General features: G+C 64.0%; 13 protein-coding genes and 2 tRNA genes. All 15 read left to right on the top strand.

The window, feature by feature from the left end; translation table 11 throughout:
* Positions 1–2: 2 nt before the first annotated feature.
* The 15 genes from nuoI (at position 3) to pnp (ending at position 16,435) form a co-directional block, all read left to right on the top strand.
* Positions 3–491 (top strand): NADH-quinone oxidoreductase subunit NuoI, encoded by a 489-nt coding sequence (nuoI, locus tag ACEF39_RS14650; RefSeq protein WP_005417924.1) that lies wholly within the window; start codon positions 3–5, stop codon positions 489–491.
* Between the two features lie 9 nt (positions 492–500).
* The gene (locus tag ACEF39_RS14645) at positions 501–1,160 is read left to right on the top strand and encodes an NADH-quinone oxidoreductase subunit J (protein ID WP_089236296.1); all 660 of its coding nucleotides are present in this window, start codon (positions 501–503) and stop codon (positions 1,158–1,160) included.
* Positions 1,157–1,468 carry an NADH-quinone oxidoreductase subunit NuoK gene (gene nuoK / locus ACEF39_RS14640; protein ID WP_032951897.1) on the top strand — a complete coding sequence of 104 codons (312 nt, stop codon included), beginning with the start codon at positions 1,157–1,159 and terminating at the stop codon, positions 1,466–1,468. Before ACEF39_RS14645 ends, nuoK begins: the two co-directional genes overlap by 4 nt.
* A 7-nt stretch (positions 1,469–1,475) precedes the next feature.
* On the top strand, positions 1,476–3,635 hold the full coding sequence (gene nuoL, locus ACEF39_RS14635; protein ID WP_500285568.1) for an NADH-quinone oxidoreductase subunit L: 2,160 nt from the start codon (positions 1,476–1,478) through the stop codon (positions 3,633–3,635).
* A 23-nt stretch (positions 3,636–3,658) separates the two neighbouring features.
* Positions 3,659–5,167 carry an NADH-quinone oxidoreductase subunit M gene (locus ACEF39_RS14630; RefSeq protein ID WP_089236294.1) on the top strand — a complete coding sequence of 503 codons (1,509 nt, stop codon included), beginning with the start codon at positions 3,659–3,661 and terminating at the stop codon, positions 5,165–5,167.
* Between the two features lie 15 nt (positions 5,168–5,182).
* Positions 5,183–6,643, top strand: a complete 1,461-nt coding sequence (gene nuoN, locus ACEF39_RS14625; RefSeq protein ID WP_089236293.1) for an NADH-quinone oxidoreductase subunit NuoN — start codon at positions 5,183–5,185, stop codon at positions 6,641–6,643.
* A gap of 129 nt (positions 6,644–6,772) precedes the next feature.
* A tRNA-Met gene (locus ACEF39_RS14620) sits at positions 6,773–6,849 on the top strand.
* 84 nt (positions 6,850–6,933) lie between these two features.
* Positions 6,934–7,010, top strand: a tRNA-Met gene (locus ACEF39_RS14615).
* A 400-nt stretch (positions 7,011–7,410) separates the two neighbouring features.
* Positions 7,411–8,001, top strand: a complete 591-nt coding sequence (rimP, locus tag ACEF39_RS14610; protein ID WP_089236292.1) for a ribosome maturation factor RimP — start codon at positions 7,411–7,413, stop codon at positions 7,999–8,001.
* 4 nt (positions 8,002–8,005) lie between these two features.
* A complete protein-coding gene (nusA, locus tag ACEF39_RS14605) occupies positions 8,006–9,517 on the top strand; it encodes a transcription termination factor NusA (protein WP_089236291.1) in 1,512 nt (503 codons plus the stop codon).
* Positions 9,518–9,609: 92 nt separating this feature from the next.
* On the top strand, positions 9,610–12,255 hold the full coding sequence (infB, locus tag ACEF39_RS14600; RefSeq protein WP_499313005.1) for a translation initiation factor IF-2: 2,646 nt from the start codon (positions 9,610–9,612) through the stop codon (positions 12,253–12,255).
* Between the two features lie 82 nt (positions 12,256–12,337).
* Positions 12,338–12,721, top strand: coding sequence for a 30S ribosome-binding factor RbfA (rbfA, locus tag ACEF39_RS14595; RefSeq protein ID WP_089236289.1), 384 nt, complete (start codon positions 12,338–12,340; stop codon positions 12,719–12,721).
* A gap of 109 nt (positions 12,722–12,830) precedes the next feature.
* Positions 12,831–13,739, top strand: coding sequence for a tRNA pseudouridine(55) synthase TruB (gene truB, locus ACEF39_RS14590; protein WP_500285567.1), 909 nt, complete (start codon positions 12,831–12,833; stop codon positions 13,737–13,739).
* Positions 13,740–13,917: 178 nt separating this feature from the next.
* Positions 13,918–14,178, top strand: a complete 261-nt coding sequence (gene rpsO, locus ACEF39_RS14585; RefSeq protein WP_005410445.1) for a 30S ribosomal protein S15 — start codon at positions 13,918–13,920, stop codon at positions 14,176–14,178.
* Positions 14,179–14,326: 148 nt separating this feature from the next.
* A complete protein-coding gene (gene pnp / locus ACEF39_RS14580; protein ID WP_500285566.1) occupies positions 14,327–16,435 on the top strand; it encodes a polyribonucleotide nucleotidyltransferase in 2,109 nt (702 codons plus the stop codon).
* The last annotated feature ends 123 nt before the right edge of the window (positions 16,436–16,558 follow it).

Genomic DNA, 16,558 nt, shown 5'->3' with positions numbered 1-16,558 from the left:
TGATGAACAGGATTACCCATTACTTCAAGAGCCTGCTGCTGCTCGAACTGCTGGCCGGTCTCTGGCTGACGCTGAAGTACAGCTTCAAGCCGAAGTACACGATGATGTACCCGATGGAGAAGTTCCCGCAGTCGCCGCGCTTCCGTGGCCTGCACGCCCTGCGCCGTTATCCCAACGGTGAAGAGCGCTGCATCGCCTGCAAGCTGTGCGAAGCGGTGTGCCCGGCATTGGCCATCACCATCGATTCGGCCAAGCGTGAGGACGGCACCCGCCGTACCACGCGCTACGACATCGATCTGTTCAAGTGCATCTTCTGCGGCTTCTGTGAGGAAAGCTGCCCGGTGGACTCGATCGTCGAGACCCACATCCTCGAGTATCACTTCGAGAATCGTGGCGAAAACATCGTTACCAAGCCGCAGCTGCTGGCCCTGGGCGACCGTCTCGAATCCGAGATCGCCGAGCGTCGTGCCGCCGATGCCGCTTACCGCTGAGGTCGAGAGATGGATTGGGTAAATATCGCTTTCTGGGTCTTCGCCATCGCGGCAACGGTTTCGGCCGCTGCGGTGATCAGCGTGCGCAACCCCGTGCATGCCGTCCTGTGCCTGGTGCTGACCTTCTTCTCCATCGCCTGCGTGTGGCTGCTGGTCGGCGCCGAGTTCCTCGGCGTGGCACTGGTGCTGGTCTACGTGGGTGCGGTGATGGTGTTGTTCCTGTTCGTGGTGATGATGCTCGACATCGATCCGGACAAACTGCGTGAGGGCTGGGTGCGCTACCTGCCGGTCGGCCTGATCGTGGCCGTGGCGATGCTGGTGCAGATGCTGATCCTGATCGGCGTGAAGGGCAGGACGGTCAACCCGTTCCCGGCCGACAACGCCGCCGCGCTCGCCGCCGACAGCTCCAACGTCACCTGGCTGGCACGCAGCCTGTTCACCGAGTACCTGCTGCCGTTCGAGTTCGCCGCCGTCATCCTGACCGTGGCCGTGGTCGCCGCAGTGATGCTGACCCTGCGCCGTCGTGAAGGCCTGAAGACGCAGAATCCGTCGCAGCAGACCATGGTCAAGGCACACGACCGTCTGCGCGTGGTCAAGATGGACGTCGAGCAGCCGCTGATCCACAGCAACACCAAGCCGGCCGCTGGCGACGAGGAGACCAAGGCATGATCTCGATCACTCTGGGACACATCCTGGCGCTGGGCGCGGTGCTGTTCTGCATCAGCCTCGCCGGCATCTTCCTCAACCGCAAGAACATCATCGTCCTGCTGATGTCCATCGAGTTGATGCTGCTGTCGGTCAACATCAATTTCGTCGGGTTCTCGCGGGAACTGGGGGACACGGCCGGCCAGCTGTTCGTGTTCTTCATCCTGACCGTGGCTGCTGCCGAGGCCGCCATCGGCCTGGCGATCCTGGTGACCCTGTTCCGTACACGCCGAACGATCAATGTCGGCGAAGTCGATTCGTTGAAGGGCTGATCCACAGATGGAAATCACTCTCTCCAAGAGTCTGTTGATCGCAGTGGTGCTTGCACCGCTGTTCGGCAGCATCATCGCCGGCCTGTTCGGTCGCCAGGTCAAGCGCTTCGGCGCGCAGACCATCACCATCCTCGGTGTCGCGGTTGCCTGCGGCCTGTCGATGCACACGCTCTACCAACTGCTGTGGGGCGGGGCGCAGCCGTTCAACGAGAACCTGTACACGTTCTTCGAAGTCGGCCAGTACTCGGCCCACGTCGGCTTCATGGTCGACAAGCTGACCGCGATGATGATGGTGGTGGTGACCTTCGTGTCGCTGCTGGTCCACATCTACACGATCGGCTACATGCAGGACGATCCGGGTTACCAGCGGTTCTTCAGCTACATTTCGCTGTTCACCTTCTCGATGCTCACCCTGGTGATGAGCAACAACTTCCTGCAGCTGTTCTTCGGCTGGGAAGCGGTGGGCCTGGTGTCGTACCTGCTGATCGGCTTCTGGTTCAAGCGCCCGACCGCGATCTTCGCCAACATGAAGGCGTTCCTGGTCAACCGCGTCGGCGACTTCGGCTTCCTGCTGGGCATCGCGGGCGTGCTGTGGGTGTTCGGTACCCTGGACTACTCGCAGGTGTTCTCTCAGGCCGGCATGCTCGCCGACCCGCGCGCCCAGCTGCAGATCTGGGACGGCACCATGTTCGGCATGCAGCTGCTGAACGAGCCGGTGATCTGGTCGATCGCCACCGTCATCTGCATCGGCCTGTTCATCGGCGCCATGGGCAAGTCGGCGCAGGTTCCGCTGCACGTCTGGCTGCCTGATTCGATGGAAGGCCCGACCCCGATCTCGGCGCTGATCCACGCCGCGACGATGGTGACCGCCGGTATCTTCATGGTCACCCGCATGTCGCCGTTGTTCGAGCTGTCGCAGACCGCGCTGAACTTCATCCTGTTCATCGGTGCCACCACCGCGTTCTTCACCGGCCTGATCGGCATCGTGCAGAACGACATCAAGCGCGTCGTCGCGTACTCCACGCTGTCCCAGCTGGGTTACATGACCGTGGCGCTGGGCGTGTCGGCGTACTCCGCTGCCGTGTTCCACCTGATGACCCACGCCTTCTTCAAGGCGCTGCTGTTCCTGGGTGCCGGCTCGGTCATCATCGCGATGCACCACGAGCAGGACATGCGCAAGATGGGCGGCCTGCGCAAGTACATGCCGATCACCTTCATCACCATGTGGATCGGTACCCTGGCCCTGGTCGGTACGCCGTTCTTCTCCGGCTTCTACTCGAAGGACACCATCATCGAGGCGGCCGAGATCCACGCCCACATGCAGAACAGCTGGGTGGCCACCTATGGCTACTGGGCGGTGCTGGGTGGCGTGCTGGTGACCAGCTTCTACAGCTTCCGCCTGCTGTTCCTGACCTTCCACGGCAAGGAACGCTTCCGCGATGCACACGACGATCATGCTCATGGTCATGACGACCACCATGCCGCCGACGCACACCATGCCGACGCGCATGACGACCACGGCCATGGCCACGGTCCGCATGAGCCGCATGAAACGCCGTGGGTGGTGACGCTGCCGCTGGTCCTGCTGGCCATCCCGTCGATCGCCATCGGTTTCTTCAGCATCGGTCCGATGCTGCATGGCACCGACTGGGCCGGTCACCACGCCCATGCGGCGATCAAGGGCCAGGTCAACACGTTCTTCACCGGCATCGTCGATTTCTACGATCCGGCCAAGAACACCGTGGCCTTCCTGGGCGAGGAGTTCCATGGTCCGGTGGCGTTCGCGCTGCACGGCATGATGCTGCCGCCGTTCTGGCTGACCCTGGCAGGCTTCCTGCTGGCTGCGTTGTTCTACCTGTGGAAGCCGGACCTGTCGGGCAAGGCGCGCAAGACCTTCGCCCCGGTGGTGTCCGTGCTGGAAAACAAGTACGGCTTCGACAAGCTGTGGATCGATGGCTTTGCCGGTGGCAGCGTCAAGCTGGGCAAGGTCTCGCGCTGGATCGACAGCAACATCGTCGACGGCGTGGTCAATCTCTCGGCACGTGTTGTGGACGTCGCAGCCAGCGTGCTGCGCCGTACCCAATCCGGTTTCCTCTATCACTACGCCTTCGCGATGATCATCGGCCTGATTGCCCTCCTGGGCGTGCTGATGCATTACCTGCGTTGATGACCTGTACGGAATAAGAAGACGTGTCGAACTGGCCTCTACTCAGTGTCCTCATCTGGCTGCCGATCCTCGGCGGTGCCCTGATCCTTGCGATCCGTGATGCGCAGACCGCCCGTTGGGCGTCGTTGGGCGTCGCGGTGCTGACCTTCGTGGCGAGCCTCTCGCTGCTGGGCGGCTACAACCCGGGCATCGACGCGCTGCAGTTCGTCGAGACCCATGCCTGGATCCCGACCTACAACATCGGCTACAACCTGGGCGTGGACGGCATCGCCGTAGCGCTGATCCTGCTGACCACGCTGGTCAGCGTGCTCGCCCTGATCGGTGCCTGGAGCGCGATCGACAAGCGCGTGAACCAGTACGTGGCTGCCTTCCTGATCCTGGAAGGTGTCACCGTCGGTATCTTCTCGGCCACGGACGCGATGCTGTTCTACGTGTTCTTCGAGGCGATGCTGATCCCGATGTTCCTGATCATCGGTGTCTGGGGCGGCCCGCGCCGCATCTACGCCGCGCTGAAGTTCTTCCTGTACACCTTCCTCGGCTCGGTGCTGATGCTGGTGGCGCTGATCTACCTGTACATGAAGGGCGGCAGCTTCCAGCTGGCCGACCTCTATGCACTGCAGCTGTCGGGCAAGGAACAGACCTGGATCTTCTTCGCCTTCCTGATCGCGTTCGCGGTCAAGGTGCCGATGTTCCCGGTGCACACCTGGCTGCCGGACGCGCACGTGGAAGCGCCGACCGCCGGTTCGGTGATCCTGGCCGCCATCGCGCTGAAGATCGGTGGCTACGGCTTCCTGCGCTTCAACCTGCCGATCGTCCCTGATGCATCGCAGGAGTGGGCATGGCTGGTCATCGCACTGTCGCTGATCGCGGTGATCTACGTCGGCCTGGTGGCCCTGGTGCAGGACGACATGAAGAAGCTGATCGCCTATTCGTCGATCGCGCACATGGGCTTCGTCACCCTGGGCACCTTCATCGCCCTGTGGCTGGTGCGTGAAGCCGGCAACGTCGATGCGGCCCGCCTGGGCCTGCAGGGCGCCATGGTGCAGATGATCTCGCACGGCTTCGTGTCCGGCGCGATGTTCTCCTGCGTCGGTGTGCTGTACGACCGCATGCACAGCCGCCGCATCGCCGATTACGGCGGCGTGGTCAACGTGATGCCCTGGTTCGCCACCTTCGCCATGCTGTTCTTCATGGCCAATGCGGGCCTGCCGGGTACCAGCGGTTTCGTCGGCGAGTTCATGGTCATCCTCGCGGCGTTCCAGCGGAACCCGTGGATTGCCCTGGGCGCAGCCACCACCCTGATCATCGGCGCGGCTTACACCCTGTGGCTGTACAAGCGCGTCTTCTTCGGCGAGGTGGCCAACAGCCACGTAGCCGAACTGAAGGACATCAACGGCCGCGAATGGCTGGTGCTGGGCGTGTTCGCCATTGGCGTGCTGGCCCTGGGCATCTACCCCAAGCCGCTGACCGACCTGATGGAGCCCTCGATCGCAAAGCTGGCGATGCAGATCGCATCCAGCAAGTTGCTGTAATTCCAGGATTTGATGATGACCACCTCGCCGCTGCTGCCACTGACCGCCGCTGACCTGCCACCGCTCGCTCCCGAGCTGGTGCTGATCGGCAGCGCCTTCGCCCTGATGATCCTCGACCTGTTCGTCAGCGAACGGAACAAGATCGTCACCCACCTGTTCTCGGTCGCCGCACTGGCCGTAGTGCTGTTCATGCTGGCCACCGGCGTGGGCGGGCAGGGGGAGGTCTTCCATGGCATGTTCGTGCGCGATACCGCCGCGGACGTGATGAAGACCGGGATCGTGCTGCTCAGCGGCCTGACCCTGATCTACGGCTGGGGCTACCTGCGCGAGCGCAAGCTGTTCCAGGGTGAGATTCCGGTGCTGATCCTGTTCGGCACCGCCGGCATGATGATCCTGGTCTCCGCCGGCAGCCTGCTGATGGTGTACCTGGGCCTGGAACTGCTGGCCCTGTGCTCCTACGCACTGGTTGCCAGCAACCGCGAAAGCGGCCTGGCCTCGGAAGCGGCGATGAAGTACATCGTCCTCGGCTCGCTTGCTTCGGGCCTGCTGCTGTACGGCATGTCGCTGATCTACGGCGCCACCGGCAGCCTGCACCTGGATGCCATCCAGGCCGCCATCCCGCACTCGGAAGAGCGCGTGCTGCTGATCACCGGCGCGGTATTCATGATTGCCGGTGTTGCCTTCAAGCTGGGTGCCGCACCGTTCCACATGTGGCTGCCGGACGTGTACCAGGGTGCTCCGGCACCGATCGCGCTGTTCATCAGCTCGGCACCGAAGCTGGCTGCCTTTGGCATGGCCTATCGCCTGCTGGAAATGGGCGTGGGCCCGCTGTCGACCGAACTGCAGCTGATGATTGCAGGCCTGGCCGCGTTGTCGCTGGTGATCGGCAACCTGATGGCCATCGCACAGAGCAACCTCAAGCGCATGCTGGCGTTCTCCACCGTGTCGCACATCGGCTTCCTGCTGATGGGCATCGCCGGTGGCGGTTCGCAGGGTTATGCGGCTGCGCTGTTCTACGCTCTGGCCTACGCCATCATGTCGACCGCGGCCTTCGGCGCGATCATCGCGCTGTCGCGTGCTGGCTTCGAGGCGGAGAACATCGAGGATTTCAAGGGCCTGAATGCCCGCAACCCGTGGATGGCCGGCCTGGTGCTGTGCATCATGGCGTCGCTGGCAGGCATCCCGCCGTTCCTCGGTTTCTGGACCAAGCTGGCCGTGCTCGGCGCAGCCATCAACGGCGGCCTGCTGTGGCTGGCGATCCTGGGCGTGCTGTGCGCCGTGGTCGGCTGCTTCTACTACCTGCGTGTCATCAAGGTCATGTACTTCGATGAGCCGGTGGGCGAGGCCATGCCGCGCAGCAAGGACCGCGTGCTGGGTGTGGTGCTGGGCGTGAACGCATTGGCGTTGCTGGCGCTGGGCCTGGCCTGGAACCCGATCATGGTCTGGTGCCAGCAGGCATTTGCGCATCTTGCATAAAAGTTGACACAAAGCTGCGCGATTCGTGTAATATACGCAGCTTGAGTTGTCACTGCAGCGGTTCAGCCAGAACATCGTTGCGGAGCGCCTCCCTCGCCAGAGTGGAGGCAGCGGTTCAAACACTTCCGGTGCGGGGTGGAGCAGTCTGGCAGCTCGTCGGGCTCATAACCCGAAGGTCGCAGGTTCAAATCCTGCCCCCGCTACCAACACATCGAATCGGCGCCAACCAATTCGATGAATGAGGAAAAGCTTGCAGGTTTTGAAGTTATCCCTCATAATTCCGCTTCTGATGCGGGGTGGAGCAGTCTGGCAGCTCGTCGGGCTCATAACCCGAAGGTCGCAGGTTCAAATCCTGCCCCCGCTACCAAGTAAAGAATGCGCCTTCGAAGCTCTGCTTCGGGGGCGTTTTTCTTTGGGGCTTCCGCTGATCCACCGGGCATGGCCCGGCGCTGCCATCGCGCGGTCACCCGGTAGCGCCGGGCCATGCCCGGCGAGCGCAGCGGAGGGTTTCAGCACGGCCGCAGCCTTGCACCAGAGCGGTGCAGGGGCTATCATCAGCGGCCTAGAAGTACCCCTGACGGCGGCGCTCCCCATCGGAGATCCACCCGGAAGGAGGGCCGCAGCACGCTTGTTCAGCGCGTTGCAACCGGAATCCAGTCACCGGAGTCTTTCCGGAAAAGGGGCCCAGCGGGCCCTTCGTCGTTTTCGGGGCGTCATGTTTCCATGCTGGCCAAGGCCGGCACCCAACCAAGAGATCAAGGCAGGCTGTGAGCGACAAGGCAACCGACATCGCGAATCTGCTCGCCCCGACCGTTGTGTCGCTGGGCCTGGAGCTGCTGGGCGTTGAGTATCTGCCGGCCCCCGGTGGTGCGACCCTTCGCCTTTACATCGACGTGCCGCTGGCGGAACAGCCGGAGCGCATCATCAATGTGGACGACTGTGAGCGGGTAAGCCGCGAAGTCTCTGCACAGATGGACGTCGAGGACCCGATCAGCGGCAATTACACGCTGGAAGTGTCCTCGCCGGGCGTGGATCGCCCGCTGTTCAACCTGGAGCAGTTTGGTCGTCACCTCGGCGAATCGGCCAAGGTCACCCTGAAGCTGCCGCAGGAAAACCGCCGCCGCCTGCAGGGTCGCATCGACGCGATCGATGAGGCGCAGGGCAGCATCACCTTCATCGTCGACAACACCGCACTGGTGGTGTCGGCCGACAACATCGACAAGGCGCGGATCATGCCTGACTGGGTGGCGCTGGGGTTGGCCCCGAGCAAGCCGACCGGTCCGGCACCGAAGCGTCCGAAGCCGAACAAGAATTCTTCTTCCAACGAGCCGGCGGCAAAGAAGCCGCGCGCGGAGTGAGCCAATGAGCAAGGAACTGTTGCTGGTAGTGGACGCGGTCGCCAACGAGAAGGGCGTGCCGCGTGAAGTGATCTTCGATGCCATCGAGGCCGCCCTGGCCTCGGCAGCGAAGAAGCGCTATCCCGACGAGGAAGTGCTGACCCGCGTGGTCATCGACCACAAGGATGGCAACTACGAAACCTACCGCCGCTGGGAAGTGGTGGCCGATGACGTGGTGATGGAATCGCCGGATCGTCAGATCCGCCTGATGGACGCGATCGACGAAGCCGAAGGCGTGGACGTCGGCGATTACATCGAAGAGCAGATCGAGAACCCCGACTTCGGTCGCATCGCCGCCCAGGCCGCCAAGCAGGTGATCGTGCAGCGCGTGCGTGAAGCCGAGCGCCAGCAGGTGGTCGATGCGTGGGCCGACCGTGTGGGTGAGCTGATCACCGGCGTGGTCAAGCGCGCCGAGCGCGGCAACATCTATGTCGACCTTGGCGGCAACGCCGAGGGTTTCATTCCGAAGGACAAGGGCATTCCGCGTGATGTCCTGCGTGCCGGCGACCGCGTCCGCGGTTACCTGGCCGAAGTGCGTTCGGAGCCGCGTGGCCCGCAGCTGTTCATCAGCCGCGCCGCCCCGGAATTCATGATCGAGCTGTTCAAGCTGGAAGTGCCGGAAGTCGGCCAGGGCCTGGTGGAAATCAAGGCCTGTGCCCGCGATCCGGGCGACCGCGCCAAGATCGCCGTGCTCGCCCACGACCAGCGCACCGATCCGATCGGCGCCTGCATCGGCATGCGTGGTTCGCGCGTACAGGCCGTGTCCAACGAGCTCAATGGCGAGCGCGTGGACATCGTCCTGTGGAACGAGAACCCGGCCAACTTCGTCATCAATGCGATGGCGCCGGCCGAAGTGCAGTCGATCATCGTCGATGAAGACAAGCATTCGATGGACCTGGCCGTTGCTGAAGACCGCCTGGCCCAGGCGATCGGCAAGGGCGGCCAGAACGTGCGCCTGGCCAGCCGCCTGACCGGCTGGCAGCTCAACGTGATGACCCAGGACCAGGTGACCGCCAAGTCGGAAGCCGAACAGGCGTCGGCCCGCCAGCTGTTCATGGACAAGCTGGAAGTGGACGAGGAAATCGCTGGCATCCTGGTCAGCGAAGGCTTCGGCACGGTCGAGGAAATTGCATACGTACCGGTTGGCGAACTGCTGGCCGTGGAAGGTTTCGACGAAGACATCGTCGAAGAGCTGCGCGCACGTGCCCGCGATGCGCTGCTCAATGAGGCCCTGGCAGTCGAGGAAGGCCTGGAGGACGGCCAGCCGGCGCAGGATCTGCTGTCCCTGAAGGGCATGGACGAAGCCACCGCATATGCGTTGGCCGGCCACGGCGTGCGTACCAGCGAGGACTTGTCCGACCTGGCCGCCGACGAGGTCATGGACTTCGGCATCGAAGGGCTGGACCAGGAGCGCGCCGCGGCGCTGATCCTGGCCGCGCGTGCCGAGGAAATCGCCCGACTGGAACGCGGCGAATGAGCCGGCAATGAACAGGGCCCTGAGCCGATCAGGGCGTAGAATCCGCGCCACCTCCAGATGCGGGGGGGCGCCCACAAGATCATAGGATCCGAATGTCGCAGCAAACCACCATCCGCAAGCTTGCTGAACTGGTCAATACACCGGTCGAAAAACTGCTGGAACAGCTGGCTGGTGCCGGCATGAAGTTCAGCGGTCCCGACCAGGTCGTGACCAGCTCCGAGAAAGTGAAGCTCCTGGGCTTCCTTCGTCGCTCGCATGGCAAGCCCGAGCAGGCCCCGGAAGAGACCGATCAGTCTGCCAAGAAGATCACCCTCAACCGTCGAAAGCAGCAGGAAGTGACGGTCAATTCCGGTCGCAGCAAGACAACCGTGAACGTGGAAGTGCGCCAGAAGCGCACCTACGTCAAGGCCGATGGTGGTCGCGCGATGACCCCGGACGAAGAGCGTGCCGACATCCTGCGCAAGCTGGAAGAGTCGCGCGCACGCAACCTCGCCGAGCAGCAGGCGCTGGCCGAGAAGGACCGTCTGCGTGACGAGGAAATCGTCCGCAAGCGCGAGGAAGAAGTCGCTGCCAAGGAGCGTGCCGAGGCCGAGAAGAAGGCGGCCGAGGAAGCTGCGGTTGCCGCCAAGGCTGCCGAGGCCCTGGCTGCCAGCAAGCCCAAGGTGCGTGCTCCGATCGATGAAACCGCGCCGCGCCCGCCGCGCGCTCCGGCCGCAGCCCCGGCTGCTCCGCGTAGTGCAGCGCCGCCGCGCAGCGACGACCGCAACAACCGCAACGCGCCGCGCAACGAGCGTGGACCGGGTGACCGCTTTGCCGGTCAGATGCACCTGTCCGCCGCCGATCGTGCGCGCCGTGGCAACAGCAACAACAGCAACAACCGTGGTCGCCCGGGCAGCCGTCCGACGTCCGGCCGTCGCGACATGTCGCGCGGCGGTGGCAACTCCGGCCCGCACGCCTTCGAACGTCCGACCGCACCGGTCGTGCGTGAAGTGGCGATCGGCGACACCATCACCGTGGCCGACCTGGCGCAGAAGCTCGCGCTGAAGGGCGGCGAAGTGGTGAAGGCGCTGTTCAAGATGGGCGTGATGGCCACCATCACCCAGTCCATCGATCACGACACCGCCGCACTGGTCACCGAAGAGCTGGGTCACAAGGCGATCCGCGCCAGCGACAACGACGCCGAAGACGCGCTGTTGGCATCGGCGGGTGAGAACAAGGGCGAGGCCGTGCAGCGTCCGCCGGTGGTCACCATCATGGGCCACGTCGACCACGGCAAGACCTCGCTGCTGGATTACATCCGTCGCACCAAGGTCGCCACCGGCGAAGCCGGCGGCATCACCCAGCACATCGGTGCGTACCACGTTGAAACGCCGAAGGGCGTCATCAGCTTCCTGGATACCCCGGGCCACGCCGCGTTCACCTCGATGCGTGCCCGCGGTGCCAAGCTGACCGACATCGTGGTGCTGGTCGTGGCCGCCGATGACGGCGTCATGCCGCAGACCAAGGAAGCGATCCAGCACGCCCGTTCGGCGGGTGTGCCGCTGATCGTTGCGATCAACAAGATCGACAAGTCCGGCGCCGACCCGATGCGGGTCAAGAACGAGCTGCTCTCCGAGCAGGTCGTGGCCGAAGACTTCGGTGGCGACACCCAGATGGTAGAGATCTCGGCCAAGACCGGCCTCGGCATCGACGATCTGCTGGAAGCTGTTTCGGTCCAGGCTGAGCTGCTCGAACTGAAGGCGGTCGACGAGGGTCGTGCCAACGGCGTGGTCATCGAATCGTCGCTGGACAAGGGGCGTGGCCCGATTGCGACGGTGCTGGTGCAGCAGGGCCGCCTGAAGAAGGGCGATTACCTGGTGTGCGGCATCCAGTACGGTCGCGTGCGTGCGCTGTTCGACGAAACCGGCAAGCAGCCGGAGTTCGCTGGCCCGTCCATTCCGGTGCAGGTCCTGGGCCTGTCCGGCGTGCCGGAAGCCGGTGACGACTTCGTCGTCGTCGACGACGAGCGTCTGGCCAAGGACGTTGCCCAGCAGCGTGAGACCAAGCGCCGTGAATCGCGCCTGGTCGCCACCGCTGGCAGCCGCATGGAAGACATCATGGCGACCCTGGGCAAGGGCGAGGGCCAGCAGGTCCTCAACCTGGTCATCAAGGCCGACGTGCAGGGTTCGGTGCAGGCGTTGAGCCAGGCCCTGGTGGCGCTGTCCAACGACGACATCCGCATCAACGTGATCCACTCCGGCGTGGGCGGCATCACCGAGTCGGACGCCAATTCGGCCGCCGCTTCGAAGGCCACCGTCATCGGCTTCAACGTGCGTGCGGATGCTTCGGCCCGTCGCATCATCGAATCCAACGGCGTGGACCTGCGTTACTTCTCGATCATCTATGACGTGATCGATCAGGTGAAGCAGGTGGCCTCCGGTCTGCTGGGCGTGGAGATCCGCGAAGAGATCATCGGTATCGCCGAGGTCCGCGACGTCTTCCGCAGCTCCAAGCTGGGTGCCGTCGCCGGCAGCATGGTCATCGAGGGTGTGGTCAAGCGCAACAAGCCGATCCGCGTCCTGCGCGACAGCGTGGTGATCTTCGAAGGCGAGCTGGAATCGCTGCGCCGCTTCAAGGAAAACGTCGAGGAAGTCCGCAACGGTACCGAGTGCGGTATCGCGGTGAAGGCTTACAACGATGTCAAGCCGGGTGACCAGATCGAGTGCTTCGAGCGTATCGAAGTGCCGCGCACCCTGTAATGCTGCAACGGACCGGCCCTCACGGGCCGGTCCTGTTTCAACCCGTAAACTGCAACAACGAACCCCAAGAAGAGCCTGCCGCGTGCCCAAGACTTTCCATCGAACCGACCGTGTCTCCGCCCAGCTGCGCCGTGAACTCGGCACCCTGGTGCACAACGCCGTGCGCGAGCACGGGTTGCCCTCGGTGAGCGTGTCCGACGTGGAAATCACCCGCGACATGGCCCACGCCAAGGTGTTCGTCACCGCGCTGATGCCGGAACGTTCGGTTGAAGCCATGAAGGGCCTGAAGGAACTGGCCTGGGGCCTGCGCATGGAACTGGCGCGCGCGATGAAGCTGCGGCATGTGCCGGAGCTGCATTTCCACTACGACGACTCGGTCGATCGTGGCGAGCGCATCGACAACCTGCTGCGCGACCTGCCTGATACCGTGGCCGCCGAAAAGCGTCGCGAAGGCGACGAAGAATAACCGCGCGACGCCGGGGATGCCCGGCGTTGCTGCATTCCGGCTGCGCGATGTCTGATACAGACCGCGCTGCGCGCTCGCCGGGCATGGCCTGGCGCTACCCGTACCTGTCATGACCCGAATTCAGTTCCGTCGCCTGGATGGCATCCTGCTGCTCGACAAGCCGACCGGCATGAGCTCCAACGCCGCGCTGCAGGTCGCCCGCCGCCTGTTCCGGGCGGAAAAGGGCGGCCACACCGGCAGCCTTGACCCGCTGGCTACCGGCCTGTTGCCGCTGTGCTTCGGCGAGGCGACCAAGATCGCCGGCCTGCTGCTGGGCTCGGCCAAGGCATACGACGCGGAGATCGTGCTGGGCCAGACCACCGATACCGACGACGCCGAGGGCCAGGTGCTGCTTGAGCGGCCGGTGCCGGCGATCAGTCCCGAGGCCCTGCAGGCGGCGATCGCGCCGTTGCTCGGCGACATCCTGCAGCGTGCGCCGATCTATTCCGCGCTCAAGCAGGGCGGGGAGCCGCTTTATGTGAAGGCCCGACGTGGCGACGCCATCGAAGCGCCCGAGCGCCAGGTCAAGGTCCATGCCATCGAGATACTGGAGCAGCAGCCGGAGCGGCTGCGGCTGCGGGTCACCTGCGGCTCGGGCACCTATATCCGCAGTCTGGCCCGTGATCTTGGTGAAACGCTGGGCTGCGGGGCGCACATCAGTGCCCTGCGTCGCTTGTGGGTGGAACCGTTCCACGAACCGGCGATGGTCACCCTGGAACAGCTGAGGGCCCTGGTGGAAGCGCAGGACGAGGCCGCCATGGACGCGCTGCTGCTGCCGCTGGCGGCGGGCCTCTCCGAGTATCCCCGGGTCGACCTGGACGCCGAGCAGGTCCAGCGCTTCTGCGTGGGCCAGCGCCAGCGCGACCCTTCCTGGCCGCGCGGCCTGGTGGTCGTGTTCGGCCCCGGATCGGCGGTGCAGGGCCTCGGCCAGGTCGACGATGGCGGCCTGCTGGCTCCGCAACGCCGCTTCAACCTCTGAACGGGGGAGGCCCGGTTCAGCCCCGGACCTTGTTCCAAAGCCCCCTGGCCGTTACAATTCCGCGGCCGTTTTACGGCAGCCTGCCGAAGGCGGGTTTCATCCATTTGTTGGTTCACGGCGAGCCAGGCGGTGCGCGAAAGCGCGTTTCTGCCGGCCACGCATCACAGAGAAAAAAGACATGTCGATCGACACCCAGAAGGTCATTGAAGACAACAAGCGCAGCTCGGCTGACACCGGCTCCCCGGAAGTCCAGGTTGCACTGCTGACCGCCCGCATCGAACTGCTGACCGGCCACTTCAAGACCCACAAGAAGGATCACCACAGCCGCCGTGGTCTGCTGCAGATGGTCAACCGCCGCCGCAGCCTGCTCGACTACCTGAAGAAGAAGGACGTCGAGCGTTACAAGGCCCTGATCGAGAAGCTTGGCCTGCGTCGCTAAGCAACGAATCCCCCGCGGCGCAGCGATGCGCCGCGGTTTTGTTTTGTAGCACCGCAATACCTTTTTCAGATCGGAACGACCGGTCATCCGTTGGCGGCAAGGGTCGCCCTCGGTCCATTCGCAGACAGCATCCCCAAGGACACCCTCCGTGGCAAAAATCACCAAAACCTTCCAGTACGGCAAGCACACCGTCACGCTTGAGACCGGCGAAATCGCCCGCCAGGCCGGTGGCGCCGTCATCGTCAAGTTCGACGACACCGTGCTGCTGGTCTCCGCCGTTGCCGCCAAGAGCGCGCGTGAGGGCCAGGACTTCTTCCCCCTGACCTGTGACTACCAGGAGAAGTTCTACGCCGGTGGCCGTATCCCGGGTGGCTTCTTCAAGCGCGAAGGCCGCGCGACCGAGAAGGAAACCCTGATCTCGCGTCTGATCGATCGACCGATCCGTCCGCTGTTCCCGGAAGACTACAAGAACGAAGTCCAGATCATCGCCACGGTGATGTCGCTGAACCCGGACATCGATGGTGACATCGCTGCCCTGATCGGTGCCTCGGCTGCGCTGTCGCTGGCCGGCACCCCGTTCAAGGGTCCGATCGCCGCCGCCAAGGTGGGTTACAAGAACGGTGAGTACATCCTCAACCCGACCGTGACCGAACTGAAGGATTCGGAGCTGGAGCTGGTCGTTGCCGGTACCGCCAACGCTGTGCTGATGGTGGAATCCGAAGCCGCGTTGCTGTCCGAAGACGTGATGCTGGGCGCCGTGACCTTCGGTCACCGCGAAATGCAGAAGGTCATCAACGCGATCAACGAACTGACCGTGGAAGCCGGCACCAAGCCGTCGACCTGGGTCGCCCCGGCCAAGAACGACGTGCTGATCAGCGCCCTGCAGGAAGCCATCGGCCCGCGTCTGGGCGAAGCCTTCCAGGTGCGCGACAAGCTGCAGCGCCGCGACGCCATCTCGGCGATCAAGAAGGACGTGGTCGAGTCGCTGGCTGGCCGCGTGGCCGCTGAAGGCTGGAACCCGGCCGAGCTGTCGAAGGAATTCGGCGAGCTGGAATACAGCACCATGCGCAACTCGGTGCTGGACACCAAGGTCCGCATCGACGGCCGTGCGCTGGACACCGTCCGCCCGATCGCAGTGAAGACCGGCATCCTGCCGCGTACCCACGGTTCCTCGCTGTTCACCCGCGGCGAAACGCAGGCCATCGTGACCATCACCCTGGGCACCGCCCGTGATGGCCAGGTCATCGATGCCGTCTCCGGTGAGTACAAAGAGAACTTCCTGTTCCATTACAACTTCCCCCCCTACTCGGTGGGTGAGACCGGCCGCATGATGGGCCCGAAGCGTCGCGAGATCGGCCACGGCCGTCTGGCCAAGCGCGGCGTGCTGGCAGTGATGCCGTCGCTGGAATCCTTCCCGTACACCATCCGTGTCGTGTCGGAAATCACCGAATCCAACGGCTCCTCGTCGATGGCATCGGTCTGCGGCTCGTCGCTGGCCCTGATGGATGCCGGCGTGCCGGTGAAGGCACCGGTTGCCGGTATCGCCATGGGTCTGGTCAAGGAAGGCGATCGCTTCGTCGTCCTGTCCGACATCCTGGGTGACGAAGATCACCTGGGCGACATGGACTTCAAGGTTGCCGGTACCGCTGAGGGCATCTCCGCCCTGCAGATGGACATCAAGATCGAAGGCATCACCGAAGAGATCATGAAGCAGGCTCTGCAGCAGGCCAAGGCTGGCCGTCTGCACATCCTGGGCGAAATGGCCCACGGCCTGACCGCTCCGCGCGAAGAGTTGTCGGACTACGCGCCGCGTCTGCTGACCATCAAGATCCACCCGGACAAGATCCGCGAAGTGATCGGCAAGGGTGGTTCGACCATCCAGGCCATCACCAAGGAAACCGGCACCCAGATCGACATCCAGGATGACGGCACCATCGTCATCGCTTCGGTCAACGCCATCGCTGCCCAGGCCGCCAAGGCCCGCATCGAGCAGATCACCTCGGACGTCGAGCCGGGCCGCATCTACGAAGGCAAGGTCGCCAAGATCATGGACTTCGGTGCGTTCGTCACCATCCTGCCGGGCAAGGACGGTCTGGTCCACGTGTCGCAGATCTCCAGCGACCGCGTCGAGAAGGTCGGTGACGTGCTGAAGGAAGGCGATGTGGTCAAGGTCAAGGTGCTGGAAGTCGACAAGCAGGGCCGTATCCGCCTGTCGATGAAGGCCGTCGAGGAAGGCGAAGGCACCACCGCCGAGTAATCGACGGTGGGTGTCAACCTTGGTTGGCACGCCTCGATTCCGGTAGGTGTCAACCTTGGTTGACACACCAAAATGAAAAAGCGGGCTTCGGCCCGCTTTTTCTTTGCCTGCAACACCCGCCAG

The organism is Stenotrophomonas indicatrix (assembly GCA_041545745.1).
GTDB lineage: Bacteria > Pseudomonadota > Gammaproteobacteria > Xanthomonadales > Xanthomonadaceae > Stenotrophomonas > Stenotrophomonas indicatrix_A.
The sequence above is the reverse complement of the archived record's forward strand: the minus strand, read 5'-3'. Positions and strand labels throughout refer to the sequence as shown.

Bases quoted from the DNA above. Each gene is read 5' to 3' on its own strand.
- nuoI (WP_005417924.1), top strand. From the start codon at position 3: ATGAACAGGATTACCCATTACTTCAAGAGCCTGCTGCTGCTCGAACTG.
- ACEF39_RS14645 (WP_089236296.1), top strand. From the start codon at position 501: ATGGATTGGGTAAATATCGCTTTCTGGGTCTTCGCCATCGCGGCAACG.
- nuoK (WP_032951897.1), top strand. From the start codon at position 1,157: ATGATCTCGATCACTCTGGGACACATCCTGGCGCTGGGCGCGGTGCTG.
- nuoL (WP_500285568.1), top strand. From the start codon at position 1,476: ATGGAAATCACTCTCTCCAAGAGTCTGTTGATCGCAGTGGTGCTTGCA.
- nuoN (WP_089236293.1), top strand. From the start codon at position 5,183: ATGACCACCTCGCCGCTGCTGCCACTGACCGCCGCTGACCTGCCACCG.
- nusA (WP_089236291.1), top strand. From the start codon at position 8,006: ATGAGCAAGGAACTGTTGCTGGTAGTGGACGCGGTCGCCAACGAGAAG.
- infB (WP_499313005.1), top strand. From the start codon at position 9,610: ATGTCGCAGCAAACCACCATCCGCAAGCTTGCTGAACTGGTCAATACA.
- truB (WP_500285567.1), top strand. From the start codon at position 12,831: ATGACCCGAATTCAGTTCCGTCGCCTGGATGGCATCCTGCTGCTCGAC.
- rpsO (WP_005410445.1), top strand. From the start codon at position 13,918: ATGTCGATCGACACCCAGAAGGTCATTGAAGACAACAAGCGCAGCTCG.